The following is a 22,336-nucleotide window of genomic DNA, read 5'->3' as shown; positions in this document are numbered from 1 at the left end:
TCGTTGTGGTTTCAGCACTGAGTAACCACTGATCAGGGTTTGCTCGTTATCTGTTTCGGATCAGCTTTTAACTGCAACTCCGGTTTGGAGGGGTCGGAAAGATCAATACCGCTGCTGTCTTTGCCTCGCAGGGTTTCAGGAAGACTGCTGGAGAGCAGGGCGATCGTGCTGAGCTGCTGATCCAACAGACGTGCATTGGAGCCCAGCCTCACGAGCCCGAGAGTTTTTAAGCGCAGGCTGAGATCGCCATCCGGGGCGATATGGATCACATCTAACGGACTGCCTAACTGATCCCGTCGCGCCAGCACTGTCGCAATCATTGAGCGCCGGCTGGGAATCCATCCCTCCACACGAACCGCACTGGCTGGGGCTTCGCCCTGGCGCGCAACGGTGAGCGGCATCCAATGGCCTTCAAGGTCAACCATGCCCTGTTCCTTGCCTCGGGCTCCCATCCGGCTTGCAGCGGCGATAGGCCGGCGATCCTTCAGCTCGATGTCCAGACCGGGAGGCACAAGGCGGCGCTGAACCGACACCGACTGCACCGGCAGTTCGGCCAGCAATCGGCGTTCGAGACGAGCCGGTTCGAGGGTGATCAGGGGGCGTGGGAAACGCAGGCCGGCGGCCTTAACCACCGCCTCACTGCCAAGTCGGTCACTGCCTCGCACCGTGAGCTGCTGCTGAGAGCGCAGGCTCCAGCCGGCACTGAGCAGCACCCAGATCAGTCCGCTTGAGACTCCGCCGAAAAGCAGGATGCGCCAGCTCTGAATCAACTGCACTCGCCGTCGCTCCTTGCGCAGCCTGCGCCGGCGTTCGACGCCTGGGGGTAGGGGGGCGTTGCTCTTGCTGGCCTTTTGATTGACTTTCGAGCGTGCCATCACAGGTCGCAACGAGCCTTCGCCATCAATTGATTCATCCAGCGGCGAGCCCGTTCCGCATCTGAGAAGGGCACATCCATCTGGCGGCCTTCACCGATCAACCGCAGGCGGCAGCGACCCTGCGATTCGTGGGCCAGTGGCGCATCACCCGAGGAGAGCGACATCAACTCCACCAGTTCCAGGGTCTTGATCACAAAGCGCCCTTCATCTTTGAAGCTGCCGGCATGGAAACTGCTCCAGCACAGTTCACCGTTTTTCAGTCGTGCGGCGCCGCAACCATCGAGTTTGGCCAGCTCGGATGATTCGCTCCAGACCCTGAACAGATTCTGGCGTCGCCGCTCCAGCCAGCCCAGCGCCGCCAACAGCACAAACACCAGCAGCAGAGGGAACCAGAGCAAACCGTGCATCATTGCGGCAGCAGCAGAGGCAGAAGGCTCATTCTTGCGCTGTGGCCACCAGCTCCGCCACCAGCTGTGGCAAAGGAATACCGGAGGCTTCCCACAGGGTGGGATACATGCTCTGAGAGGTGAAGCCCGGCAGCGTGTTGATTTCATTCATCCAGATCTGGCCATCCGCTTCGTCATAGAAGACATCCACGCGTGCCTGGCCATAGGCGTGAACGGCGCGGCAGGCAGCAACGGCCATGGCCTGAATCCTCTGGCTGACTGCATCGGGTAAGGGTGCGGGGATCAGCGTTTGACTGCGCCCTTCCGTGTATTTGGTCTCGTAGTCATACCAGTCGGCATCGAACCGCACTTCGCCAACCACGGACGCCTTCAGATGATCACGCCCGAGCACTGCACATTCCAGTTCTCTTGCTTTGACGCCCTGTTCCACCACAAGGCGCGGATCGAGTTCCGCTGCGAGCTGCAGGCCTGCCAGCAGCTCATCGCGATTGCGTGCCTTGCTGATGCCCACGGATGAGCCGAGGTTGGCGGGCTTCACAAAGCAGGGGTAGCCGAGCTCCTCCTCCAACTTGACGAGCAGACGCTCCAGTTGCTGCGGGTTGTTGAGGTCAGCCGCGTTGACTCCGATGTGGGGCACCTGATTGATGCCCGCGACGGCGAAGGCTGCTTTCATGGCCAGCTTGTCCATGCCCACGGCCGATCCGAGCACGCCGGAGCCCACAAAGGGTTGTTGCATCAGCGTGAACAGCCCCTGAACGGTGCCGTCCTCACCATTGGGTCCATGCAGAACTGGGTACCAGACGTCGATTTGATCGGGGTCCACCGGCAACTGGCGCAGACCTCGTGCGGGCAGTGGTTGAGGCAGTTGCTCATCACTCAGTGCGACTCCGCTCTTCAACACATTTCTGGCGATGGTCTCCGGCCACCAGCGGCCTTCACGGTCGATGTAGAGGGCCGTCACCTCGAACTTCTCCCGATTGCTGGCGTCGGTTAGGGCCTTGATCACCGTTGTGGCCGACCGGATTGAGACGTCGTGTTCACCGGATGCACCTCCGAACACCACGCCAACGCGGATCAGGGGAGTCGGCATGGGAGGACAAGCTGTACAACGGTCTGCGCCGCAAACGTATCAGCCGTGCACAGGAGTGCCACTGAGAGAGAAGGAACGCACCGCGCTGATGCGAACCTGAACGAGGTCGCCGGGTTGATAGCGGCGTCCATCAGAGCCCTGCGCACTGAAGAACGTCAGGCGGTTGGTGCGCGTTCGTCCCATCAGCTGCGTGGGGTCCTTGGGGTTGATGCCCTCAGCCAGCACCTCTTCGACCCTGCCGGCATAGCGGTCGTTGCGCTGCTTGGCGCAGCGCTCGACCAGGGCGTTGATCTCCTGAAGGCGCGTCACCTTCACGTCTTCTGGAAGCTGATTTTCCCAGTTTGCAGCTGGGGTGTTGGGCCGTGGTGAATAGGCGGCCGTGTTCACCAGATCGAAGCAGATCTCCTCGATCAATTGAAGGGTGCGTCTGAACTGGGTGTCGGTTTCGCCGGGGAAAGCAACGATCACATCGGCGCTGAGTGAGGCCTCAGGCATGCGCTCTCGGATGTAGTCGATGATCTTGCGGTAGCGCTCGATGGTGTATCCGCGGGCCATGGCCTGCAGTACGTCGTTGTCTCCGCTCTGGAAGGGGATGTGGAAGTGCTCGCAGAGTTTGGGCAGATCGGCGCAGGCATCAATCAAACGCCGAGTGAAATAGCGCGGATGGCTCGTGGCGAATCGGATTCGCTCAATTCCCTCCACGTCATGGACGTGATGGAGCAGGTCGGTCAGCGTGTTTTTGCGCCGTCCTTCGGCAGTGATGCCAGGCAGATCGCGTCCATAAGCGTCGATGTTCTGGCCCAGCAGGGTGATCTCGCGGTAACCCTGTGCCGCCAGTCCTTCCATTTCCAGCTTGATCGCATCCGGCAGGCGCGACTGCTCCTTGCCGCGAACGGATGGAACAACGCAATAGGTGCAGCGTTCGTTGCAGCCATAGATCACGTTGACCCAGCCACAGATGCTGCTGTCGCGGCGCGCCGTGGTGATGTCTTCAAGAATGTGGTGCTCCTCAGTCGCGACCACCTGCTGACCGCTGTCAACCTGCTGCAAGAGGGTTTCCAGCCGATTGGCGTGTTGCGGGCCCATCACCAGATCCAGTTCGGGCACGCGCCTTAGCAGTGATTCACCTTCCTGCTGGGCAACACAGCCCGCGACGACAAGCTTGAGATGGGGGTTGATGCGTTTCCGGCGTGCCTGTCGTCCGAGGTAGCTGTAAACCTTCTGCTCAGCGTTGTCGCGGATCGTGCAGGTGTTGTAAAGAACGAGATCGGCGTCCAGCTCGGCCGTGGCTTCTCGATAACCCATCGACTCCAGGATGCCGGCCATTCTCTCGGAATCAGCCTTGTTCATCTGGCAGCCGAAGGTGGTGATCCAGTAGCTGCCCCGCTCCAGGCCTGGCACTTGAGCGGTTGAGGGAGAGGCGGTGACGGTCAAGACGGAGGGCCGTCCGATGGACCGCCGACGATGGAACCTTCCTTCAGTGTGGTTCACAAAGGTCCTGTGTCACCTTGAGGTTCGGTGCGCATGTTGCATGGGCTGGTTTCTGCGTCGGTTTCCGCTCACCAAGGCGGTTCCACTGGCCATCAGCCGAGGCACAACATCGGCTGTCGAGCGGCTTGAACTGCGCCTTGACCATGAAGGAATCACCGCTCGGGGTGAAACCGGTGGTCTGGATACCGGTCACCGGTCCTATGGATTGGAGGACATCGAGGCTGAACTCCAGGGTGTGCTGCCTGCCCTGAACAGGCTTGATCCTGCCGATCGAAGCGTTTTTGACACGCTGTTGAGCAACCTTTCCCCACCGGCGCGATGTGCTGTGGATTTGGCGCTCTGGGACTGGTGGGGTCAGTGCTTGCAGCAACCGTTCTGGCGGTTGTGCTCCCTTGATGGATGTTGCGCTGTTGCCACCAGCGTCACCCTCGGCCTGGCTTCGGTCGAGGGCGTGCAGCAGCGGCTCCATCGCTGGTGGCAGCAACTGCCTGCCACCCGCATCAAACTCAAGCTGGGCAGCCCCGATGGCCTTGACCATGACAGGTCACTGCTGCGAGCGGTGGCGACGATGCTGAAAGTCCGAAAGCAGCAGACCGGAGTGGTCCATGAGCTTCAGGTGGATGCCAATGGTGGCTGGACTGTGCAGCAGGCCAGGGAGATGCAATCAGATCTTATGGCTGCTGAGGTTGTGCTGCTGGAGCAGCCGATCGCTGCAAACAATGATCCCCAGGAGGATCTGCTGGGATTTGTCGCTTTGCAAGAGCACTGCAGCCTGCCGATTGTGGCCGATGAAAGCTGCTGGGATCTTGGGGATCTGCTGCGTTTGGCCCCCCATGTGGATGGGGTCAATCTCAAACTGCTTAAAACCGGTGGTTTAACGGAAGCCCTGCTAATGGCCAGAGTCGCGAGGCGATTGAACCTTGATCTGATGGTGGGCTGTTATTCAGACAGCTCTCTGCTCAATGGGGCTGCAGCTCAACTGATGTCGTTGATCCGATGGCCTGATCTCGATAGTCATCTCAATCTTGTTGATGACCCTTATCTGGGGCTTGCGCTGGATCAGGACAGACTGTCACCGCCATTTGCAGCTGGTTTGGGCATCAGCAGCAAGGCAATGTGTTCAAACTGATTGGCTGGCCTCTTGTTCTGCAAGTTCTCGCAGATAACGGCGTCTCTGTGGTGATTCGTATCCTGTGATTTGGTAGGCCTTGGCAGGTTTGCCAGACCTTCTCCACTCCCGATGGGGGGCAGCTTCTCTTCGATTCATTTGGGTTCGACTTATCGGATCTCGCGCAGTGGACCCTTCAGGGCTCTTCGGCGTTAGGTAATTATTACACGGCTTTCAAGTTTCTGCATGAAAGACTGACCTGCGCAATCGGACGAACAGTCGATTGGGTCTGAGGTTGTTTGACCTTCTGCGGCTTAAGTCTTGGCTCAAAACAAGCTGTTCTGCTCCCTTGCTCTGCATGCGCATCGCCATGCATGGTTGCTTTCAAAGGGTTGAGCAATGTTTCTGAGTGGTGGATGACCAATGGCAACTGATGGTCTACATCATCCTCGCCGCTTGTTTCGACCTTTTTTGTCGAGGTTTGGATTGCTGGAATCTCAGGTTGATCACCAGAATGTTTTCGTCTGCCTTGTAGGGCACTTCGCAACCTGCTCAAGCAGTGTGATTCTGGCTTCAGAAAGACTGTTCAAAAGCCAGCCAAATGAAGCAGGGCCTCCAGTGTGGCAAGGCCCAGTAGGAATGTGGCGCCGAGAAAACTTGCTTCTTTTAATCCTTTGGACATGAGCAGTGCCCCCAGAAAAACGCAGCCTTCTGAACAGAAGATTAATCAGTAGTGCTGCTCGAGTTTGCTCAAAACACAAAAATATTTTTTGCTTGTCGATGACAATCAAGTTTCTACAGTGTTCTGTGTCATTGGTCCCCAAAAGCCTGCTTATGAGGCTCTTGGCGACACAAAAAATCGTGACTTTTCATTGAGTTGATGGTTTTTTGTTGCGGGGTTGCGTTGTGTCTTCGATGAGCTGTGCGTCGCAGCGGTCATCGAAGCCCTTGCGGTTGATTCACGCTTCAGGGTCAGTCTTCTTCTCTTGGATGTGCATCGAGAGCTGCCCATCCAGGTCGGGGCGCATGCAGGTTGGTGGGCGTTGCTAGATCCATGGTCACTGGTGTGGGCCCCATCGCTTGAGTCTTGAATCCATTACTCAGTGCCCTTCAGGCTTCGCTGCCATGCCGGTGGTGCTGATGCAGCACGGTGGGCTGTCGTCTCTCACCGGTAAGACCGGATTGGCGATGTTGCGCCATCGGCCTGGCCCGATCGTGGCCGTGATTGATCCTGACCATGCAGGACAGCGGCTGGAGCTCGTCACAGGGATTGCCAGGCAAGTGCCTGTGGTGCGCAATCTGGCCGAGGCGCTGGCGTTTGGACCAACTGTTGCTGTCATCGGTCTGGCTCCCTCTGGCGGTGGATTGCCCGATTCCATGAGGACCGATGTATTGGCGGCACTCAAGGCCGGCCTGTCCATCGCCAGTGGTTTGCACACCTATCTGAACGATGACCAGGAGCTGCAAGCAGCGTTGCAACCCGGTCGCTGGATCTGGGACCTGCGCCGAGAGCCCACTGGACTTGGCGTCGGCAAAGCTCGCGCTGCTGCGCTCCCCTGTCAGCGGATCCTGGCTGTGGGCACGGATATGGCTGTTGGCAAGATGAGTGCCTGTCTGGCTGTTCATGAGGCCGCCGCTCGTGCTGGAGTGCCCTCTGCATTCGTTGGAACAGGCCAGGCAGGGATCCTGATCAGTGGCCAGGGGGTCCCTTTGGATGCCGTCCGGGTGGATTTCGCCGCTGGTGCTGTGGAGGCCGCCGTGCTTGCGGCAGCAAAGACTCTGCCGCCAAGGGGTCTGGTGCTTGTGGAGGGGCAGGGGTCGCTCTGCCATCCCGGTTCATCAGCCACCCTGCCATTGCTGAGAGGCAGTCAGCCAACGGCCCTGATGATGGTGCATCGCGCTCAGCAGTCGACGATTGATCGACTGCCGGACATCCCTCTGCCGTCTCTGGAGGATCTGGTGGCGCTCTGTGAGTCGCTGGCAGCCATCGGTCGACCTGCCGATAGCCCTCCAGCTCCCAGGGTGCGAGCACTGGCATTGAACACCGCCCGACTGGACGATCAGCAGGCGTCGGAAGTCGTCGAGCAGTGCGGCGAACGTCTTGGAATTCTGTGCAGAGATCCCATCCGCCATGGCGCGGATGATCTGCTTCAGGCGTTGATGACCTCTTGAAGAGGCTGCCTGCCTCAAAGGTGAAAGGGCGAGCGAGGGGATTCGAACCCCCGAATAGCGGCGCCACAAGCCGCTGCCTTAACCACTTGGCGACGCCCGCCGCGTCGGTAAGAATCTATCAATTCGCCCTGCAGTCACACCCGCATGTCTTCGCCTCGTTGGCGCTGGCCTTCAGCAACGGCGACTTCAGCTGTGCTGGTGCTGGTAGGGAGTAGCGCTGCATTGATCGTGACCAATCCCACCAGGGAGGACTACCGGGTCTTTGCCGGCGAAACATTGGCGAAGCTGGCCACCAAGGAGATCTGCGAGCGTCAGACCTTGCCGATGGTGCTGCAGCTTTGGATCAGTGACTGTCCTCGCTTGATCGCTGATCAAGAGCAGGCTCTGGCGTTGCTTGCTGACCAGTTCACCCGTCGCTGGAACCTTGGTCTGGCCAGCGTATATACAACGACCGTCGGTGGTCAGAACCTGTTGCCCGCTCTGCGGTTGCCGCGCTACTCAGTGACCAGCCTGGGACTTGCAGGCCAGTTTTTGGTGCTCAATGCCAATTCGGATGCCGGCAAGCTCGAATGAGCACAGCAGCTGTTTCGTTGTCATCCGGTGAGCTCAAAGCACGCTGTCCTCGCTCTCTGCTCGATTTGGGTTCCGATCCGATGCCAACCGCTGGTGTTGATGGATTGATTCCCGTGCTGCTCACCTGGTCAGGCAGCAGGATCCAGTCGGTGAGGGCCACGTCTGAGGCCACCGGTCTGGTGTTGCCCCGACTTGTGGAACCCCATGCCCATCTGGATAAGGCGTTTTCCTGGACTGAGCACCCCAACCTTCAGGGCACCTATGAGCAGGCCCTGGCGGCCAACTTCAGGGAGCATGAGACCCGCACGGCAGCGAAGGTTGAGCAGCGTGGAGAGCGCTGTTTGCAACTGGCCTGGCAACACGGTCTGCGAGCCGTGCGAAGTCACATCGACAGCCTTGGACCTGGCGCGAACTTCAGCTGGGAGGTGCTCGCTGACCTAAGCAACAACTGGCGTGAACGCATTGAGCTGCAGCTCGTGGCTTTAGTGCCGATTGAGCACTGGTCCACGGCCGAGGGGGAGCACCTGGCTGCTGCGGTGGCCAAGGTGGATGGACTGATCGGCGGTGTTCTAGCACCTCCCTGCAGGGGTCGGGCCACGCGCCGTGCTCTGCGACGTCTGCTGGAGCTTGCGGATCGACATGGCTGCCCAGTGGATCTGCATATCGATGAAGCAGCCTCCCAACCTGCAGAGGGCGTGCGCCAGCTGTTGCATGTGCTTGAGAGCATGACTGTTTCGGTGCCTGTCACCTGCAGCCATGCCAGCAGCCTGTCGCTGCTGTCAGCCGGTGCATTGCAGCGGTTGGCAGCCCGCATGGCGCGCCAGAACCTGCGTGTGGTGGCACTGCCGCTCACCAATGGCTGGTTGCTCGGCCATCGTGACAACGAAACTCCGCTGCGCAGGCCGCTGGCTCCGATCCGTCAGCTGCAACGCGCGGGGATTGCTGTGGCTGTCGGTGGTGACAACGTTCAGGATCCCTGGTATCCAGGCGGACAGCTTGATCCCCTGGCACTGATGGCCATGAGTCTGCCGCTGGCTCAGCTCGCCCCCTGGGATGACGATGGCCTGAAGCCCTTCGGAACCGATGCGACGGGTCTGATGGGTTTGGATTGGGACGGACGGTTGCGTGCCGGAGCACCAGCGGACCTGATTCATCTGCCCGGTGGGAGCTGGCCTGAGTTGCTGTCGATGGCATCCCGACGTCGGGTTCTTGCCGGTGGACATTGGGTGCAGGATTGGGCTTAACGCCCTCAAGACCGACCGATGCTTCCTGATGCCCTGCGAACTGAATTGGCGGCAGTCCCCGGCCTGAGGTTGTTGACGCAGCCGGAGGAGCTGGATCGGTTCTCCCGTGATGCTTACGACTACTCGCCTGTGCTTCAGCAAAGATTGGCCGATTGCAGAGCGGAGCTGGTGGTCAGGCCGGACACGGTTGAGGCGGTTGTTCATGTGGCGGCAGCGTGCCGGCGCCATGCGGTGCCCTTGACCCTGCGTGGATCAGGCACTGGCAATTACGGCCAGTCCGTGCCTCTGGAATCTGGGGTGGTGATGGTGATGACCCAGCTGCGGGCGGTGCGTTCCATCGATCAGGCCAGCGGCGTAGCCGTGGTTGAGTGCGGATGCCTCCTGAAGGATCTCAACAGAGAGCTGGCTGGTTTTGGCCGGCAGTTGCGTCTGATGCCGAGCACCTGGCGCAGCGCCACCATCGGTGGGTTCATCGCCGGGGGTTCCGGTGGCATCGGCTCCGTGCGCTGGGGATTTCTTCGGGATCCTGGGCACCTGCTGGGACTGGAAGTGGTAACCATGGAGCAGGAGCCACAGGTCCTGCAGCTCGAAGCCTGTGATGCCGAGGCGTTGAATCATGCCTACGGGACCAATGGGATCATTACGGCATTACGGCTGGCCACGGCGCTGCGTGTTGATTGGCAGGAAGTGGTCGTGGATTGTCCGGACTGGGCCACGGCAGTGGAGTTGGCAAGGCGTTGCAGTTCAGCGGCCATCGACCTTCATCTCTGCACCGTTCTGGAGGCCGCTGTGGTCGAGTTGCTGCCGAAGTGGGACCTGCCTCAGCGCCGCTCTGATCGGCTGTTGCTGCTCGTGGCGCCCGATGCGGTGAGCACGGTTCAGCGGCTGGCGGCAGCTGTGGGTGCTGATCTGACCCATCTGGGAGCGGAGGCCGACCGTCAAGGCAACGGACTCCGAGAGCTGAGCTGGAATCACACCACCCTGCATCTGCGCCAGCGGGACCCTGACTGGACCTACCTGCAGATGCTGCTGCCTCAGCCGGAGATCAACTGCCTTGAGACCCTCAAGCAGGCCTGGGGCGATGACCTGCTTTGGCATCTGGAGGGTGTCCGACAGCAGGGAGCTCAGCGCATCGCAGCGCTTCCGCTGGTGCGCTGGCGCGGTGTTGAAGCGCTGCAGCAGTTGATGCAGCAATGCCGGGATCTCGGCGCCCTGATCTTCAACCCGCATGTGCTCACCGTGGAGGGTGGTGGCCTCGGTGTGGTGGATGGTGATCAGGTGGCCACCAAGCATCGTTACGACCCTGCCGGTCTGCTCAACCCAGGAAAACTGGGAGGCTTCAGCAGCTGAGGCTGTCGCGCGTTGAGACGCCCGTGGTGGGGTTCACCCCCTCAGCCTCTTGGCAGAGCCGGCGCTGATCATCCCGGTCCAGCAGAGCATCACTGAAGTCAGCACCCTCGATCTGGGCTCCGGCAAAGCTGCTGCCGGCAGCGATGACGCCGATCAGCAGAGCATCGCGCAAATCCGTACGCGTGAAATCCGCCCGGTCCATCAGCGCATCGCTGAGATCGGCTCCATGAAAATCAGCCTCGGCAAAAGCCCCCTGCGTGAAGATTGCCCCATGCAGATTGGCTCCGCTGAAATCAGCGCCACGCCCCACTGCGCCAGCGAATGAGGTGTTGGTGAGTTGCTGGTCGTGAAAGTCACCGTCGCTCTGATTCGTGAGCGTGTAATCCACCCGATCCTGGAACAGCGCTCGGTCTTGGAGGCCCACCCCAGCAGAGGTATCGAGAGCCAGCACCGTGACCGGCGTCAGCCAGGTCATCACCAGGGTGAGTGCGGCGAGCAGCTTCAGCAGCAATCCCATGGTTCCAGTGAGTGGCTTGACGTTCACTCTGCCTCCAATGAGCCGTTTTCCATCAGGTGGCCGATCAGATAAAGCGATCCTGCAATCACCGGTGCCGATTCAGGCCAGCCCTGCTCAAGCAGTTGATCAAGCGCATGGGAGGCCGTCTGCGCCGATTTCAGCTGATGGGTCTGCAGCGGTAGCGCTTGCTGCAGTTGTTCCAGGCTCCAGCTGCGATGTCCCGGTACCGGCACAATCCAGGCCTCATCTTGAGGGCTGAGCAGTTGTTGCAGCATCTCCGGTGCCTGCTTCTGCGCCTGGATCGCCAGGATCCAGACCTGCCGCGTGCCATGGGATGACCAGATGCAGCGTTCTCGTGCCAGCTCGATGGCGGCAGGAGGATTGTGGGCTCCGTCCACCCGCAGCCTTAAGCCCCTCCAGCGCATCCACTGCAAGCGACCGGGCCAGCGTGCCGTGGCAAAACCTGCACGGATGGCTTGGTTTGAGATCGCTTCACTTCGTCTACTCATCCATTGCAGAGCGGCGGCAGCCACGGCTCCATTGCGTTTCTGCCAAGCCCCTGACAGGCCCAGGGCCCAGCTTTCATCCAGAGCATCGACCCACTGCAGGCTGCCTTTCATCTCACCCACTCGTTGCTCCAGCACCGCAGACACCTCAGGCTCCTGTGTTGCACTGATCACGTGGGCACCCTCACCGATGGCCGCGGCTTTCTCTGCAGCGATGGCCTCAAGGTTGGGGCCCAGATGCTCGCGATGGTCCAGGCCGATCGACGCCACAGCAATTAAAGGGCGCCAGCTGTGGGCTGTGGTTGCATCCAGCCGGCCCCCCAGCCCTGCTTCGAGCACCAGCCAGTCGGCTTTCTGGGCTTCGAAGTGAATCAGCGCAGTGCAGATCAGCTGCTCGAATGGCGTCAGGCGGCATTGTTCTGTCAGTGGTTGCAACTGCTGGAGCGTGTGTCGCAAGGCCCTGATGGAGATCAGCTGGTCGTTGACGCGGATGCGTTCACACCAGCTCGCCAGATGGGGCGACGTTGTCAGGCCTGAGCGCAGACCGGCCGCCATCAATCCATGGTGGATCAGGCAGGCGATGGACCCTTTGCCGTTGGTGCCCACGACCTGAACCGCAGGAATCGACTGAGCCGGTTGATGCAGCTGTTCCAGAGCGATCGTCATCCTGTCCAATGACAAGTCCATGCCACGGACGTCAAAGCGTGGCAGTAGATCACTCAGATCATGGGGAGTAAGGCCCTGCTGATTCACTCAGCTCACGCGGTTCAGGGCTCGTTCCAGTCGCGTGAGCAGAGCCTGGATTTCTCGCGCATTAATCACCAGAGCGGGCACCATGCGCACCACCTGAGCACCAGCGGGCACCACCAGCAGCTGTTCCTCCAGAGCGGCTTTCACCACGTCCATCGCCGTGATCCCGCAGTCCTGCTTGAGGACCAGGCCCTGAAGGAGCCCCCATCCACGTGACCCCTCTAAAGAATCCGGGAAATGTTGTACCAACCTGTTGAGTCCTGCACGCAGCTGGGCGCCCCGCTCGCGCACATTGCGCAGCAGATTGCGCTTCTCAATTTCGCTCGCCACTGTCAGACAGGCCTGACAAGCGAAAGGGTTGCCGCCGAAGGTGCTTGCGTGGTCGCCAGGTTCGAACACATCAGCGTTGTGTCGCACCATCAGTGCACCGACGGCGTGTCCGCCGCCTAGGCCTTTGGCAAGGGTGAGAGCATCGGGTTGAACTCCGAGCTGCTCGTAACCCCAGAGCGTGCCGGTGCGGCCCATCCCCACTTGCACTTCATCGAAGATCAGCAGGATGTTGCGTTGATCGCAGTGCTCGCGGATCGCCTGCATCACGCTGGGATCACTGGGATTTACGCCTCCTTCGCCCTGAAGAGGCTCGATCAGCACTGCGGCCACCCGTGGACCGTTCTGCTCCAGTCGCTCGAGCAGCTGTTCGAAATCCGCGAGATCGTTGTATCGGAAGAATTCGAAGCCTTCCACCATGGGTTCAAATCCCTGGTGGTATCTGGGTTGTCCAGTGGCGCTCACCGCTGCCAGCGTGCGTCCATGGAAGCTGGCCGAGGCAGTGATGATCACGGGGCGTTCAATGCCACGCCGCAGATGACCATGTTTCCGGGCCAGTTTGATCGCAGCTTCGTTGGCTTCAGCTCCGGAATTGCAGAAGAACACACTGTCTGCGCAGCTGTTGTTGACCAGCCACTTCGCCAGCGCTTCTTGTTCCGGAATTCGATAGAGATTGGACACATGCTGAAGCTTGCGCAGCTGCCCGGTGAGAGCCTTGCGCATCGCTCTGTTGCTGTGCCCCAGCGTGCAGGTGGCGATGCCGGCAACGGCATCCAGATGGCGACGGCTTCTGTCATCCCAGACCCAACAACCTTTGCCGCGTTGGAGGGAGAGCGCGAAGCGGTTGTAGGTGCCCATCACCGCGTCGGACGAGGGCACTGGCTCTGGCTCCACCATGGGTCGTTCAGGGCTGTTTCCCGGAGGAAATCAAAGACAAGCTCATTGTCTCGCAGTGTCCCGCAGCTTTTGCAGAGATCAGCTCAATCCTGTTGGAGACCTTGAAGATGAATAGGAGCGGTCGGACTTGAACCGACAAACCCGAAGGCGGCGCATTTTGAGTGCGCTGCGTCTACCAATTCCGCCACGCTCCCATGCTTCGACTTTAGGTGATGCAATTCGCAGGAGTGTCTCGGGGAGAGTGACGTTCCAGCTTCGCACCGCTGGCCGTGAGTTTCGCTTCAATTCCGGCGTAGCCACGATCGAGGTGGTTGAGGCCGCTCACTTGCGTTCTGCCCTGTGCCACCAGGCCTGCAAGCACCATGGCGGCTGAGGCGCGCAGATCGGTCCCGTTGACAGGCGCTGCGCTGAGGGAGGAAACACCTTCCACGACAGCCGCATTGCCCTGAACTCGAATGGCTGCACCCATGCGCTGCAGCTCCGCAACGTGCTGCATGCGGTTTTCGTAGATTTTTTCAGTGATCACGCTGGTGCCTTGGGCTGTCGCCAGCAAGGCCATGAACGGTGCCTGCAGATCGGTTGGGAACCCTGGGAAAGGCTGTGTGGTGATATCGATACCTTTGATAGAGCCCGGTGTGATCACGATGCCATCACCATCAATCTCGAGAGCGCAGCCACAGTCGCGCAGTTTCTGGAGCACGGAACTGAGGTGATCGGGAACCACCGGGGCCACACGCAGGGTTGAGCGGGTGATTGCGGCAGCGAGCAGGAACGTGCCTGCTTCGATCCTGTCGGGGATCACCGTGTAGTCACAACCATGCAGCCGTTCCACTCCTTCAACCGTGATCGATGGTCCGCCGGCTCCGCTGATGCGAGCTCCCATGGCATTCAGGAGGTTGGCCAGGTCTTGAACCTCAGGCTCCTGTGCTGCGTTTTCGATCACGCTGGTGCCTTCCGCCAGGCTTGCCGCCATCAGAATGGTTTCAGTGGCGCCGACGCTCGGGCAGTCGAGAACAATTGAGGCGCCCTTCAGACGTTTTCGTTCGCCTGGGACCGTGGCAGAGACCACGCCATGCTCAACGGTCACCACAGCGCCGAGCGCTTTCAGTCCGCGGATGTGCTCCACCACAGGTCGGGCGCCGATGCGACATCCGCCTGGCAGGGGAACTTTGGCGTGGCCCATGCGAGCGAGGATTGAACCAATCGCGAAAAAGCTCGCTCGCAGCCCGTTGACAAGTTCATAGGGAGGTTCGGCGCTGGTGAGATCGGAAGCCCGAAGGTGGATGGTTTCGCTGCTGCGCCGTACCTTCACTCCCATTGAGACCAGGATGCTCTCCATTCCGTCGATGTCTGTCAGCGGTGGCACGTTGCTGAGGGAGAGCGTGTCTTCCGTCAGCAGGGCAGCTGTCATCAACACCAGAGCGGAATTCTTGGCACCGCTTACACGCAGCTCGCCGTAAAGTTTGTTCCCGCCTTGGATCTCAAGATGTGGCTTGAGAATGTCTTGAGACGCGGGCGCCGCGGCTGTCATCCCTGTTATTTCCTGCCGAATGCTTATCTTGACGGCTATGACTGAGACCGTCTAGACGGCCGGCCCCCAAACTGTCTTGGCGATCGACTGAAGGGCCGGTTGCCGGTGTCGTATGTTTCTCGGGTCGCTTTGCGACACACGCCAGCGGATGTGGCGGAATTGGTAGACGCGCTAGTTTCAGGTACTAGTGGCAGCAATGTCGTGGGAGTTCAAGTCTCCCCATCCGCATCAAATACACTGATGTCACTGGGATCTCTAATAATCCAGTCTTGTCGTCACACAGTGCGTATGTATTGACCATTGCTTGATATATTGCAGTGCTAATTATCGGCATCAAGCAGACTTCGTGTTGTTGTTGATATTGAAGGCTGGTCGTATTAGTCAGTAGGACTAGTGAGCAGTCTTGTGTCAGTGGCAAACAGTGAATCATTCATAGTTCGTTGCTGTTGCATGAGTCTTGGTGAGTCTTGTACCAGTCGCCACTGGTGGTGAGAATTGCCTGAGCGGGAACAGGTGTGTCGACTTTTTACTGACGGCAATACTCTTCCTGCAACTGTTGTTGTGCTGGAGTTTTTGTGCTCTCGTCAGCGTTCTGCCAGGTGAGGCATTCCTGGCGACGAATCTCATGGATTTCGCTTTGCTCTCCTTCGTTATTTCGCGCTGAACCTGCCAAAGGCAGCGCGATAAAAGCAATCACTGAAATGATTAGCGCAACGTTTGCTTGCACTGCTGTCTGAAGCGGCTCGTTACAGCCTGGCCTTTTTGGCGTCATTGTCACTGTTTAAGCCCTACGGATCGCGAGGGAGGCTGAGGGGCCTTTCTCAACAAAAATCTGTTAATGAGAATGCCTAGGACTGTGGCTGGTCAGTGTTTATTGCTGCTGTCCGGCGCCAGAGCCAGTCAGGTAACTAGTTGGCATGACTAATGAGCACCTGTCCCCTTTGCTCAGCCGCCCAGCGCTGACAAGGTATGGAGGTTCGCCCTGCAGTAGCGCTTACAGATAAGGCTTCAGATATTTTGGTCATTTTCAACGGGGTAATGTCTGGAGAAGCGTGGGTGTCTAATTGACATCTTTGAGAATAGAGGCGAAGACTCTGGCAGAGAAGATGTGTAGTTCCGATGCAACATACCGTTGGTTGCTAAAATGACTAAATATTCCTGATACCTATGTCAGAAGAGCAACTCAAAGCCTTCTTGGAAAAAGTCAAAGATGATGCCATTCTTCGGGAGAAACTCAAGGCTGCAGCTGATTCAGATGCAGTAGTTGCAATAGCTAAAAACGTAGGGTTTGCGATTTCTATTGATGACTTGCAAAACACTCAATCAGAGATGTCTGAGGAAGAGCTGGAAAGTGTGGCTGGAGGGTATTACTGTGCTTGTACAAGGATACCGGTCTATAATCACACGAATTAACCGACAGTCTTGAGTGTTGCCATTGAGTAGACAGGGCTGTAACCCTCAGTCATTAGCCACTAAATCCCCTGTCATTGCACTGACAGATGTTTTTACTGCTTCAATCACTCTAAAGGCCCACAAAATAGCCTCCAATGCTTGGTAGAACTGAGTGCAGTAAGTCTTTAAAAAAACACGCTTTAGTAGGTCTAGGTAGCGATAATTCGAATTACCTTCACTGTTTCACGGGCAGCTTGTAGGACATTTGCTGTGAATCAGGGGCTGAAAATAGTAGTAAACACTTGGGTGCTTTTTGGACAGTCTTGTATAAGATGATGTTCCTTTCCTATTCATCACATCTCTGAGTCCTTGCCGTGCATTGAGAAATTTCCCGTGATACACATCAGCTTGTGATGTAATCAACGATCGATGTCCTTTTATTGATTTCAATTTTAAAAAAATAGGCTGAGACGGTAATGCTCCGCCAGAGCTAAACGCCTGTGACTCGACGCTGATACTCAGTCTTCAGTAACTATGACTGGCTCTGAACTCAGACAGTCGTTTTTACTCCCATCTGTCGGTTTTTGCTTGACCCAGTTCTGAATCGTTGCAGCATGATTTTTGCTTGAAATTCTCAATCAGCTGTCTGAAGTTCTTCAGATGTCAGCAGCGTCAGCGTTTTAAGCTGAAGTCTCCTTGAAGAGATGGATTACAAAAGCTCCTGATGTCTTTTGTTTGATCACCAAAGGTTGCCTTTGGTATTGATGATGAAGGCCCCTTGCTTGTCGCTTCTGGCGGCAAGGTTCGACAAGGGTGGTTGATTCACTGTTTCCTTGACCTTCACAGAGGCAATGTGGAATCAGTGGGCTTCAACGCTGCGTGTTTCAGTTTCCGTGTTGGAGTCTTTGCATCCATGGGCTCATTTGGTTGTCTTTCCAAGTCGCGACCAGGTCTCGTCCGTCTCAAGTTGGCTCTTTAATGCGTTGACGTCTCTGTTCAGCGAGCTTTGCCCTCCAGCGTGGCCGCCGTTCAACCTTCTCCATCCGAACTATCTTGAGCTCAGAAGGCCTCACCCACTGCCCATGATTGTTCTGAAGATCTCCAACTCATCAGAGGTTGTGGCGTCCAAGGTTGGAAAGTTTTTGGAAGCTCTGACTCCCGATAAGGTCGATCAGGCAGCTGTTGAAGACCAGGTCATCAAGAAGCTGGTGGAAAATCTCGCAGCTGAGGGAATCAAAGGAGAGATTGCCTCCGTCAATGGTGTCGATCTCGATGGAAGTGACCTCAGCCTTCACGATGGGCTGAAAGTCAGAAAACACACCAGCTTCTGAGGTGAATCAGGTTCCGGGATCCGGTGTTGATCTGATCACCAGTCGCCGCAATCCTCTTGTTCGGCGTCTCCGCTCTCTGGCGACGTCCTCGGGGCGCCAGCAGGATGGTCATCTTCTGCTTGAGGGCACCCATCAACTGCAGGAGCTGTTGTCTTTCTCGAGAAGGCTTACAAAGCCCGTCAAGGTGATCGCAACGCCGGCATGGCTGGATTCACATACAGATCTGATGGATCGGCTGGCCGATCACATCGATCTGCAGCTGATGGCCGATGAAGCACTCCGGGCAGCGCTCTCCACCGTTCACCCCGATGGGGTGGCCTGCCTCTGGCCGATCGAACAGTTGCCGCTGTCTGCTGAAGCTCCATCGTTTGTCTTGGCGCTTGATCGCGTGCAGGATCCAGGCAATGTGGGCACCTTGCTGCGCACTGCACTGGCAGCCGACGTTGAGGAGGTCTGGCTTGCTGCGGGAGCTGACCCCCTAGCTCCGAAGGTGGTGCGTTCTGCCGTTGGAGCGGTGCTGCGACTGCCGCTCAGACGGTTGGGACCAACCGATGGAGCTGGAGTGGAACAGTTGGCCGAGCAGCTCCTTGCAGCCCGAGATCGTGGCCTTCAGGTGGTGGCGGCTCTGGTGCCTGATTCCGTGGTGGGGATGCCGGTGATTCCTTACTGGCAGCTGGACTGGTGCCGTCCCACCGTGTTGGTGCTAGGCAATGAGGCCGCAGGTCTTCATCCAGCGCTGCAGGCCTGCTGCAGCCATGGGGTCACGCTTCCCCATAGCAGTCAGGTTGAGTCTCTCAATGTCGCCTCAGCAGCTGTTCCTCTCCTTTTGGAACGCCGACGGGCGACAATGACGGCCTCCATGCAGCTGTTCGGGTGAGCGACGCCAGTTTCGACTTCGATGTAATCGTGATCGGCGCCGGTTATGGCGGTTTCGATGCGGCCAAACATGCCGCCGATCACGGACTGAAGGTGGCGATCATCGAATCCCGTGATATGGGCGGCACCTGCGTCAATCGCGGCTGTGTTCCCTCTAAAGCGCTCCTGGCCGCCTCAGGCCGGGTACGAGAGCTGGCTGATGCGCAGCACCTCTCCAGCTTTGGCATCCACGCGGCACCCGTGCGTTTCGAGCGGCAGAAGATCGCAGACCATGCCAATGAACTGGTGGCCGCGATCCGCAGCAACCTCACCAAGACGCTGGAGAGAGCTGGGGTCACGATCATTCGAGGACAGGGGCGTCTGGAGTCTCCACAGCGGGTCGGAGTTCGTGAAATCAGCGGTGTCGACAGGACTCTCTCGGCTCGTGATGTCATCCTGGCAACAGGTTCCGATCCCTTCGTCCCGCCCGGCATCGAGACGGATGGACGCAGTGTGTTCACCAGTGATGAGGCCGTGAACCTCGAATGGCTTCCTCGCTGGATCGCCATCATTGGCAGTGGTTACATCGGCCTGGAGTTCGCCGACGTCTACACCGCGCTCGGATGCGAGGTGACCATGATCGAGGCCCTGGACCGGGTGATGCCCACCTTCGATCCAGACATCGCCAAGCTTGCTGCGCGCAAGCTGATTGATGGCCGCGACATCGACGCCCGTTCAGGCGTGCTGGCCAAGTCGATCAAGCCCGGTTCCCCTGCTCTGATCGAACTGGTCGACATGCAGACCCATGAACCCGTTGAGACTCTGGAGGTCGATGCCGTGCTGGTGGCCACGGGCAGGGTGCCCAGCAGCAAAGGACTCAATCTTGAGGCACTGGGTATTGAAACCAACCGGGGATTTGTGCCCATTGACGATGGCATGCGTGTTCTGGCCGGTGGTCAGCCCGTACCTCATCTCTGGGCCGTGGGGGATGTGACCGGCAAGCTGATGCTGGCCCATACCGCCGCTGCTCAGGGCACTGTTGCTGTGGACAACATCCTTGGCCACACCCGTGAGATCGACTACCGCAGTATTCCTGCAGCCACCTTCACGCACCCCGAAATCAGCTCTGTGGGGCTGAGCGAAGCCGATGCCAAGCAGCATTCAGCTGATCAGGGCTTCGAGCTCGGGGTGGTGCGCAGCTACTTCAAGGCCAATTCCAAGGCTCTGGCCGAACTGGAAAGTGACGGCCTGATGAAATTGCTCTTCAACAAGGTCACGGGTGAGGTTCTTGGTGCCCACATCTATGGATTGCACGCCGCCGACCTCATTCAGGAGGTCTCCAATGCGGTGGCCCGTCGTCAAAGCGTGCGCCAGCTGGCCACCGAAGTGCATACCCATCCCACCCTCAGCGAAGTGGTTGAAGTGGCCTACAAGCAGGCTGCAGCTTCCCTTGCCGCCGCTTCCTGATCACCTCCCCCGATTGCCGCTATGGAGTTTCGTCGTCGTCCACCCAACCCCAAGGTTCAGGTGGCTCATCTCGAATATGCGATCCCTCACGAGGAAAGTGAGCCACGCAACATCCTGGAGAAGATTGTTTGGGAGAAAGACCGGGAAATTGAAACAGCGCGTCAACGCATGCCGCTGGCCAAGCTGAAAGTCCGGGTTGCTGAGCTTCCGAAGTCAAGAGATTTTCTGGCGACGTTGCGATCGGCTTCGGTCTTGCCGGCTGTCATCGCTGAGGTCAAAAAGGCCAGTCCCAGCAAAGGTGTGATTCGTGAGGATTTCGATCCCGTTGCGATCGCACGTTCCTATGTGGCCGGTGGTGCCAGCTGCCTGTCCGTGCTAACGGACAAGACTTTTTTTCAGGGCGGTTTTGATGTGCTTGTCGCCGTCCGCGAAGCAGTGGATGTGCCGCTGCTCTGCAAAGACTTCATTCTCAGCCCGCATCAGCTCTATCAGGCGCGTGCCGCTGGCGCTGATGCCGCGTTGTTGATCGCCGGCATCCTCTCGGATCAGGATCTGTCCTATTTGCAGAAAGTGGCCGCGACGATTGGACTCACGGTGCTGGTGGAAGTGCACGACTCGCAAGAATTGCAGCGTGTTCTTGCTCTTGGTGGTTTCCCGTTGATTGGAGTCAACAACAGGGATCTCACCAGTTTTGAGACTGATCTCTCCACCACGGAGCAACTGGCCGATCAGTTTGAAGCCGACTTGAAGGCCCAGGGAGCGTTGCTGGTGAGTGAGTCGGGTCTGTTTCTGCGTGCAGATCTCGATCGTGTGCAGGCCGCAGGTGCTGCCGCGGTGTTGGTGGGAGAAGCCCTGATGCGTCAGCAGAACGTTGAACAGGGGCTTCGCAGCTTGATCTCAGGCTGATTCAGCGGTTATCGATCTTCCGACTTGTTGAAGGAATAACCGCTGTCACCACGCCGATCACGCGGTCCAATGGAACCGGTCCGAAGTGCCGGCTGTCTGTGCTCTCATCCTGGTTGTCGCCCCTGAGCTCAAGCCAGGTTTCTGTTGAGTGCCAGACGCGCTTCGTGATCACCAGATTGAAATCGCTTGGGTGATGACACACCACAACAGTGCCCGGTGAGGGTGGCTGGTCGGGTTTAGCCAGACTCTTCACCAGCAGCCGTTGCTTGGGCTGAAGAGCGGGGAGCATCGAGTCACCTTCCACCTGGAACAGTCTTCGCCTGCCTAAAAAAAACAGCAGCAGGTCCTTGAGACCTGCTGCTGGAATCGGATTGTTCACAGTGACTCACCCAGACGGTGGGGCACTCAGGATGCGGTGACCCAGGCGTCGTTGCGACCCTTGGACGTCCAGAACATGCCATGGATTTTTTCAACGGCAGCCATCAGCTCTTCCGCCTTGCCCTGATCGATGTTGACCTTGCAGGCACTGCAGAGTTTGGCTGCTTTCCAGAAGGTGTCGTGCAGATCGGGGAAGGTGGCGTGGTGATCGGGCTTGAAGTAGTCCGTCCAGAGGATCATAAGCTCCTTCTTGGCCTTGGTGGCCTCCTCTTCCTTGATCGCGACGTAGCGAGAAAACGTGTTGTTGTAAGTCGCCAGAGCTGCAGCGTCGCCTGCTGCAGGTGCCTCAATGGCCTTGAGCTTCTTGGTCATTGAGAGAACAGCTTCCGCAGCTACGCGAGCTGAAGCTGGGTCATAGACCCCACAAGGACCGTCGCAGTGGGCTTGTGTTGCTTCAGCAGGTAGTGCGCGAAAAATGGCTGTGAGTGCCGAGCGGAGCATGTGGGTTGATAGTCAACTGCCGTCCACTCAGACTAACTGTCGCTCAGGACTTGATGTCGAGCAGCTCCACTTCGAAAATCAGCGTTGCGTTCGGTGGAATGACACCGCCGGCTCCGCGCGTGCCGTAGCCGAGCTCAGGAGGGATCACCAGCTTGCGCTTGCCGCCCACCTTCATGCCCTGGACGCCTTCATCCCATCCTTTGATCACTTGCCCACGTCCGAGCGGGAATGTGAAGGGCTTGCCGCGGTCATAGCTGGCGTCAAACTGTTTGCCGTTCTCCAGCGTTCCTCGGTAATGGACCACCACGGTCTGCCCTGCGACGGCTTCAGGGCCGGTGCCGACTTCCAGGTCGGTGATGCGCAAGCCGTTGGCAAGGATCTGTGATTTATCGGCGCTCATGGCGCCTCCCAGTGCCGAGGCGTCTGCTTGGTTGGTCTCAGGAGCCATGGCGAAAAGGGTTGGATTGGTCTCATCGGGATCCAGTTCCATCGGACTGGATGCGCTGCTCAGACCAGCGGTCTGAACGATGGCGGGTTGTGCTGCCGGAGCTGCGGCGATCACGGTGGATGGAGCCACGATCTGACTGATGAGAGCCACGATCAGGCATCCCACGCAGACGGCAGAACTGATCAGAATGTCGCGCACTGGAGTTCCGTTTGTTCCCGCC

General features: G+C 58.5%; 21 protein-coding genes and 3 tRNA genes. 11 read left to right on the top strand and 13 right to left on the bottom strand.

The features are described from left to right. Positions 1–32: 32 nt before the first annotated feature. Genes SIB58_RS11005 through miaB form a run of 4 tightly spaced genes read right to left on the bottom strand, consistent with a single transcriptional unit; the run spans position 33 to position 3,806 of the window. A complete protein-coding gene (locus tag SIB58_RS11005; protein ID WP_066906835.1) occupies positions 33–875 on the bottom strand; it encodes a cell division protein FtsQ/DivIB in 843 nt (280 codons plus the stop codon). Then, complete coding sequence (locus SIB58_RS11000; protein WP_066906837.1) at positions 875–1,285, bottom strand: hypothetical protein; 411 nt, start codon at positions 1,283–1,285, stop codon at positions 875–877. The genes SIB58_RS11005 and SIB58_RS11000 overlap by 1 nt, the downstream gene beginning before the upstream one ends. Before the next feature lie 25 nt (positions 1,286–1,310). Then, the gene (locus tag SIB58_RS10995) at positions 1,311–2,372 is read right to left on the bottom strand and encodes a D-alanine--D-alanine ligase family protein (RefSeq protein WP_066906839.1); all 1,062 of its coding nucleotides are present in this window, start codon (positions 2,370–2,372) and stop codon (positions 1,311–1,313) included. A 39-nt stretch (positions 2,373–2,411) separates the two neighbouring features. After that, on the bottom strand, positions 2,412–3,806 hold the full coding sequence (miaB, locus tag SIB58_RS10990) for a tRNA (N6-isopentenyl adenosine(37)-C2)-methylthiotransferase MiaB (protein WP_066906841.1): 1,395 nt from the start codon (positions 3,804–3,806) through the stop codon (positions 2,412–2,414). Positions 3,807–3,903: 97 nt separating this feature from the next. Between miaB and SIB58_RS10985 the strand changes: the two genes are divergently transcribed. Beyond that, positions 3,904–4,992, top strand: coding sequence for a dipeptide epimerase (locus SIB58_RS10985; RefSeq protein ID WP_066906843.1), 1,089 nt, complete (start codon positions 3,904–3,906; stop codon positions 4,990–4,992). 1,104 nt (positions 4,993–6,096) lie between these two features. Continuing rightward, on the top strand, positions 6,097–7,143 hold the full coding sequence (locus SIB58_RS10980; RefSeq protein WP_066906847.1) for a DUF1611 domain-containing protein: 1,047 nt from the start codon (positions 6,097–6,099) through the stop codon (positions 7,141–7,143). 27 nt (positions 7,144–7,170) lie between these two features. Here the strand turns inward: SIB58_RS10980 and SIB58_RS10975 are convergent. After that, positions 7,171–7,243 (bottom strand) — tRNA-His (locus SIB58_RS10975). 44 nt (positions 7,244–7,287) lie between these two features. On the opposite strand from SIB58_RS10975, the gene SIB58_RS10970 reads away from it, so the two are divergent. The 3 genes from SIB58_RS10970 to SIB58_RS10960 are packed head-to-tail and all read left to right on the top strand — an operon-like array spanning position 7,288 to position 10,310. Beyond that, on the top strand, positions 7,288–7,716 hold the full coding sequence (locus SIB58_RS10970; RefSeq protein ID WP_066906849.1) for a DUF4359 domain-containing protein: 429 nt from the start codon (positions 7,288–7,290) through the stop codon (positions 7,714–7,716). Next, the gene (locus SIB58_RS10965) at positions 7,713–8,960 is read left to right on the top strand and encodes an amidohydrolase family protein (RefSeq protein ID WP_067326008.1); all 1,248 of its coding nucleotides are present in this window, start codon (positions 7,713–7,715) and stop codon (positions 8,958–8,960) included. Before SIB58_RS10970 ends, SIB58_RS10965 begins: the two co-directional genes overlap by 4 nt. 18 nt (positions 8,961–8,978) lie before the next feature. Beyond that, positions 8,979–10,310: an FAD-binding oxidoreductase gene (locus SIB58_RS10960; protein WP_066906853.1), complete on the top strand. Its 1,332-nt coding sequence runs from the start codon at positions 8,979–8,981 to the stop codon at positions 10,308–10,310. On the opposite strand, the gene SIB58_RS10955 is transcribed toward SIB58_RS10960, so the two are convergent. The 5 genes from SIB58_RS10955 to murA all read right to left on the bottom strand — a co-directional run bounded on the left by SIB58_RS10955 (position 10,300) and on the right by murA (position 14,838). Beyond that, positions 10,300–10,785, bottom strand: coding sequence for a pentapeptide repeat-containing protein (locus SIB58_RS10955; protein WP_231857054.1), 486 nt, complete (start codon positions 10,783–10,785; stop codon positions 10,300–10,302). The genes SIB58_RS10960 and SIB58_RS10955 overlap by 11 nt on opposite strands. A 65-nt stretch (positions 10,786–10,850) precedes the next feature. Continuing rightward, the gene (locus SIB58_RS10950) at positions 10,851–11,999 is read right to left on the bottom strand and encodes a bifunctional folylpolyglutamate synthase/dihydrofolate synthase (RefSeq protein ID WP_414494654.1); all 1,149 of its coding nucleotides are present in this window, start codon (positions 11,997–11,999) and stop codon (positions 10,851–10,853) included. A gap of 87 nt (positions 12,000–12,086) precedes the next feature. Further along, positions 12,087–13,307 (bottom strand): aspartate aminotransferase family protein, encoded by a 1,221-nt coding sequence (locus SIB58_RS10945; protein WP_066906857.1) that lies wholly within the window; start codon positions 13,305–13,307, stop codon positions 12,087–12,089. A gap of 112 nt (positions 13,308–13,419) precedes the next feature. Beyond that, positions 13,420–13,501, bottom strand: a tRNA-Leu gene (locus SIB58_RS10940). Between the two features lie 11 nt (positions 13,502–13,512). Continuing rightward, complete coding sequence (murA, locus tag SIB58_RS10935) at positions 13,513–14,838, bottom strand: UDP-N-acetylglucosamine 1-carboxyvinyltransferase (protein WP_066906859.1); 1,326 nt, start codon at positions 14,836–14,838, stop codon at positions 13,513–13,515. Positions 14,839–14,982: 144 nt separating this feature from the next. On the opposite strand from murA, the gene SIB58_RS10930 reads away from it, so the two are divergent. The 6 genes from SIB58_RS10930 to trpC all read left to right on the top strand — a co-directional run bounded on the left by SIB58_RS10930 (position 14,983) and on the right by trpC (position 20,789). Beyond that, positions 14,983–15,066: transfer RNA gene (locus tag SIB58_RS10930), tRNA-Leu, on the top strand. A gap of 939 nt (positions 15,067–16,005) precedes the next feature. Next, positions 16,006–16,251 carry a Nif11-like leader peptide family RiPP precursor gene (locus SIB58_RS10925; RefSeq protein WP_067326002.1) on the top strand — a complete coding sequence of 82 codons (246 nt, stop codon included), beginning with the start codon at positions 16,006–16,008 and terminating at the stop codon, positions 16,249–16,251. Positions 16,252–17,312: 1,061 nt separating this feature from the next. Then, positions 17,313–17,561: a hypothetical protein gene (locus SIB58_RS10920; protein WP_066906867.1), complete on the top strand. Its 249-nt coding sequence runs from the start codon at positions 17,313–17,315 to the stop codon at positions 17,559–17,561. A gap of 1 nt (position 17,562) precedes the next feature. Beyond that, positions 17,563–18,438 carry a TrmH family RNA methyltransferase gene (locus SIB58_RS10915; RefSeq protein ID WP_231884148.1) on the top strand — a complete coding sequence of 292 codons (876 nt, stop codon included), beginning with the start codon at positions 17,563–17,565 and terminating at the stop codon, positions 18,436–18,438. Further along, complete coding sequence (lpdA, locus tag SIB58_RS10910; RefSeq protein ID WP_066906868.1) at positions 18,435–19,883, top strand: dihydrolipoyl dehydrogenase; 1,449 nt, start codon at positions 18,435–18,437, stop codon at positions 19,881–19,883. Before SIB58_RS10915 ends, lpdA begins: the two co-directional genes overlap by 4 nt. 21 nt (positions 19,884–19,904) lie before the next feature. Beyond that, the gene (trpC, locus tag SIB58_RS10905) at positions 19,905–20,789 is read left to right on the top strand and encodes an indole-3-glycerol phosphate synthase TrpC (protein ID WP_067325996.1); all 885 of its coding nucleotides are present in this window, start codon (positions 19,905–19,907) and stop codon (positions 20,787–20,789) included. A 1-nt stretch (position 20,790) separates the two neighbouring features. Here trpC and sodX read toward each other — a convergent pair whose 3' ends face one another. From sodX to SIB58_RS10890, 3 genes are read right to left on the bottom strand one after another with little or no spacing between them, the layout of a single operon-like run. Continuing rightward, positions 20,791–21,168 carry a nickel-type superoxide dismutase maturation protease gene (gene sodX / locus SIB58_RS10900; protein ID WP_082823329.1) on the bottom strand — a complete coding sequence of 126 codons (378 nt, stop codon included), beginning with the start codon at positions 21,166–21,168 and terminating at the stop codon, positions 20,791–20,793. Positions 21,169–21,194: 26 nt separating this feature from the next. Continuing rightward, complete coding sequence (gene sodN / locus SIB58_RS10895; RefSeq protein WP_067325993.1) at positions 21,195–21,668, bottom strand: superoxide dismutase, Ni; 474 nt, start codon at positions 21,666–21,668, stop codon at positions 21,195–21,197. A gap of 43 nt (positions 21,669–21,711) precedes the next feature. Next, positions 21,712–22,314 (bottom strand): FKBP-type peptidyl-prolyl cis-trans isomerase, encoded by a 603-nt coding sequence (locus tag SIB58_RS10890; protein ID WP_066906871.1) that lies wholly within the window; start codon positions 22,312–22,314, stop codon positions 21,712–21,714. Positions 22,315–22,336 lie beyond the last annotated feature (22 nt).

Origin of the sequence: Synechococcus sp. MIT S9504, from assembly GCF_047497135.1 — a bacterium.
Classification (GTDB): Bacteria; Cyanobacteriota; Cyanobacteriia; order PCC-6307; family Cyanobiaceae; genus Synechococcus_C.
This window is presented reverse-complemented; position numbering and strand designations above follow the sequence as displayed.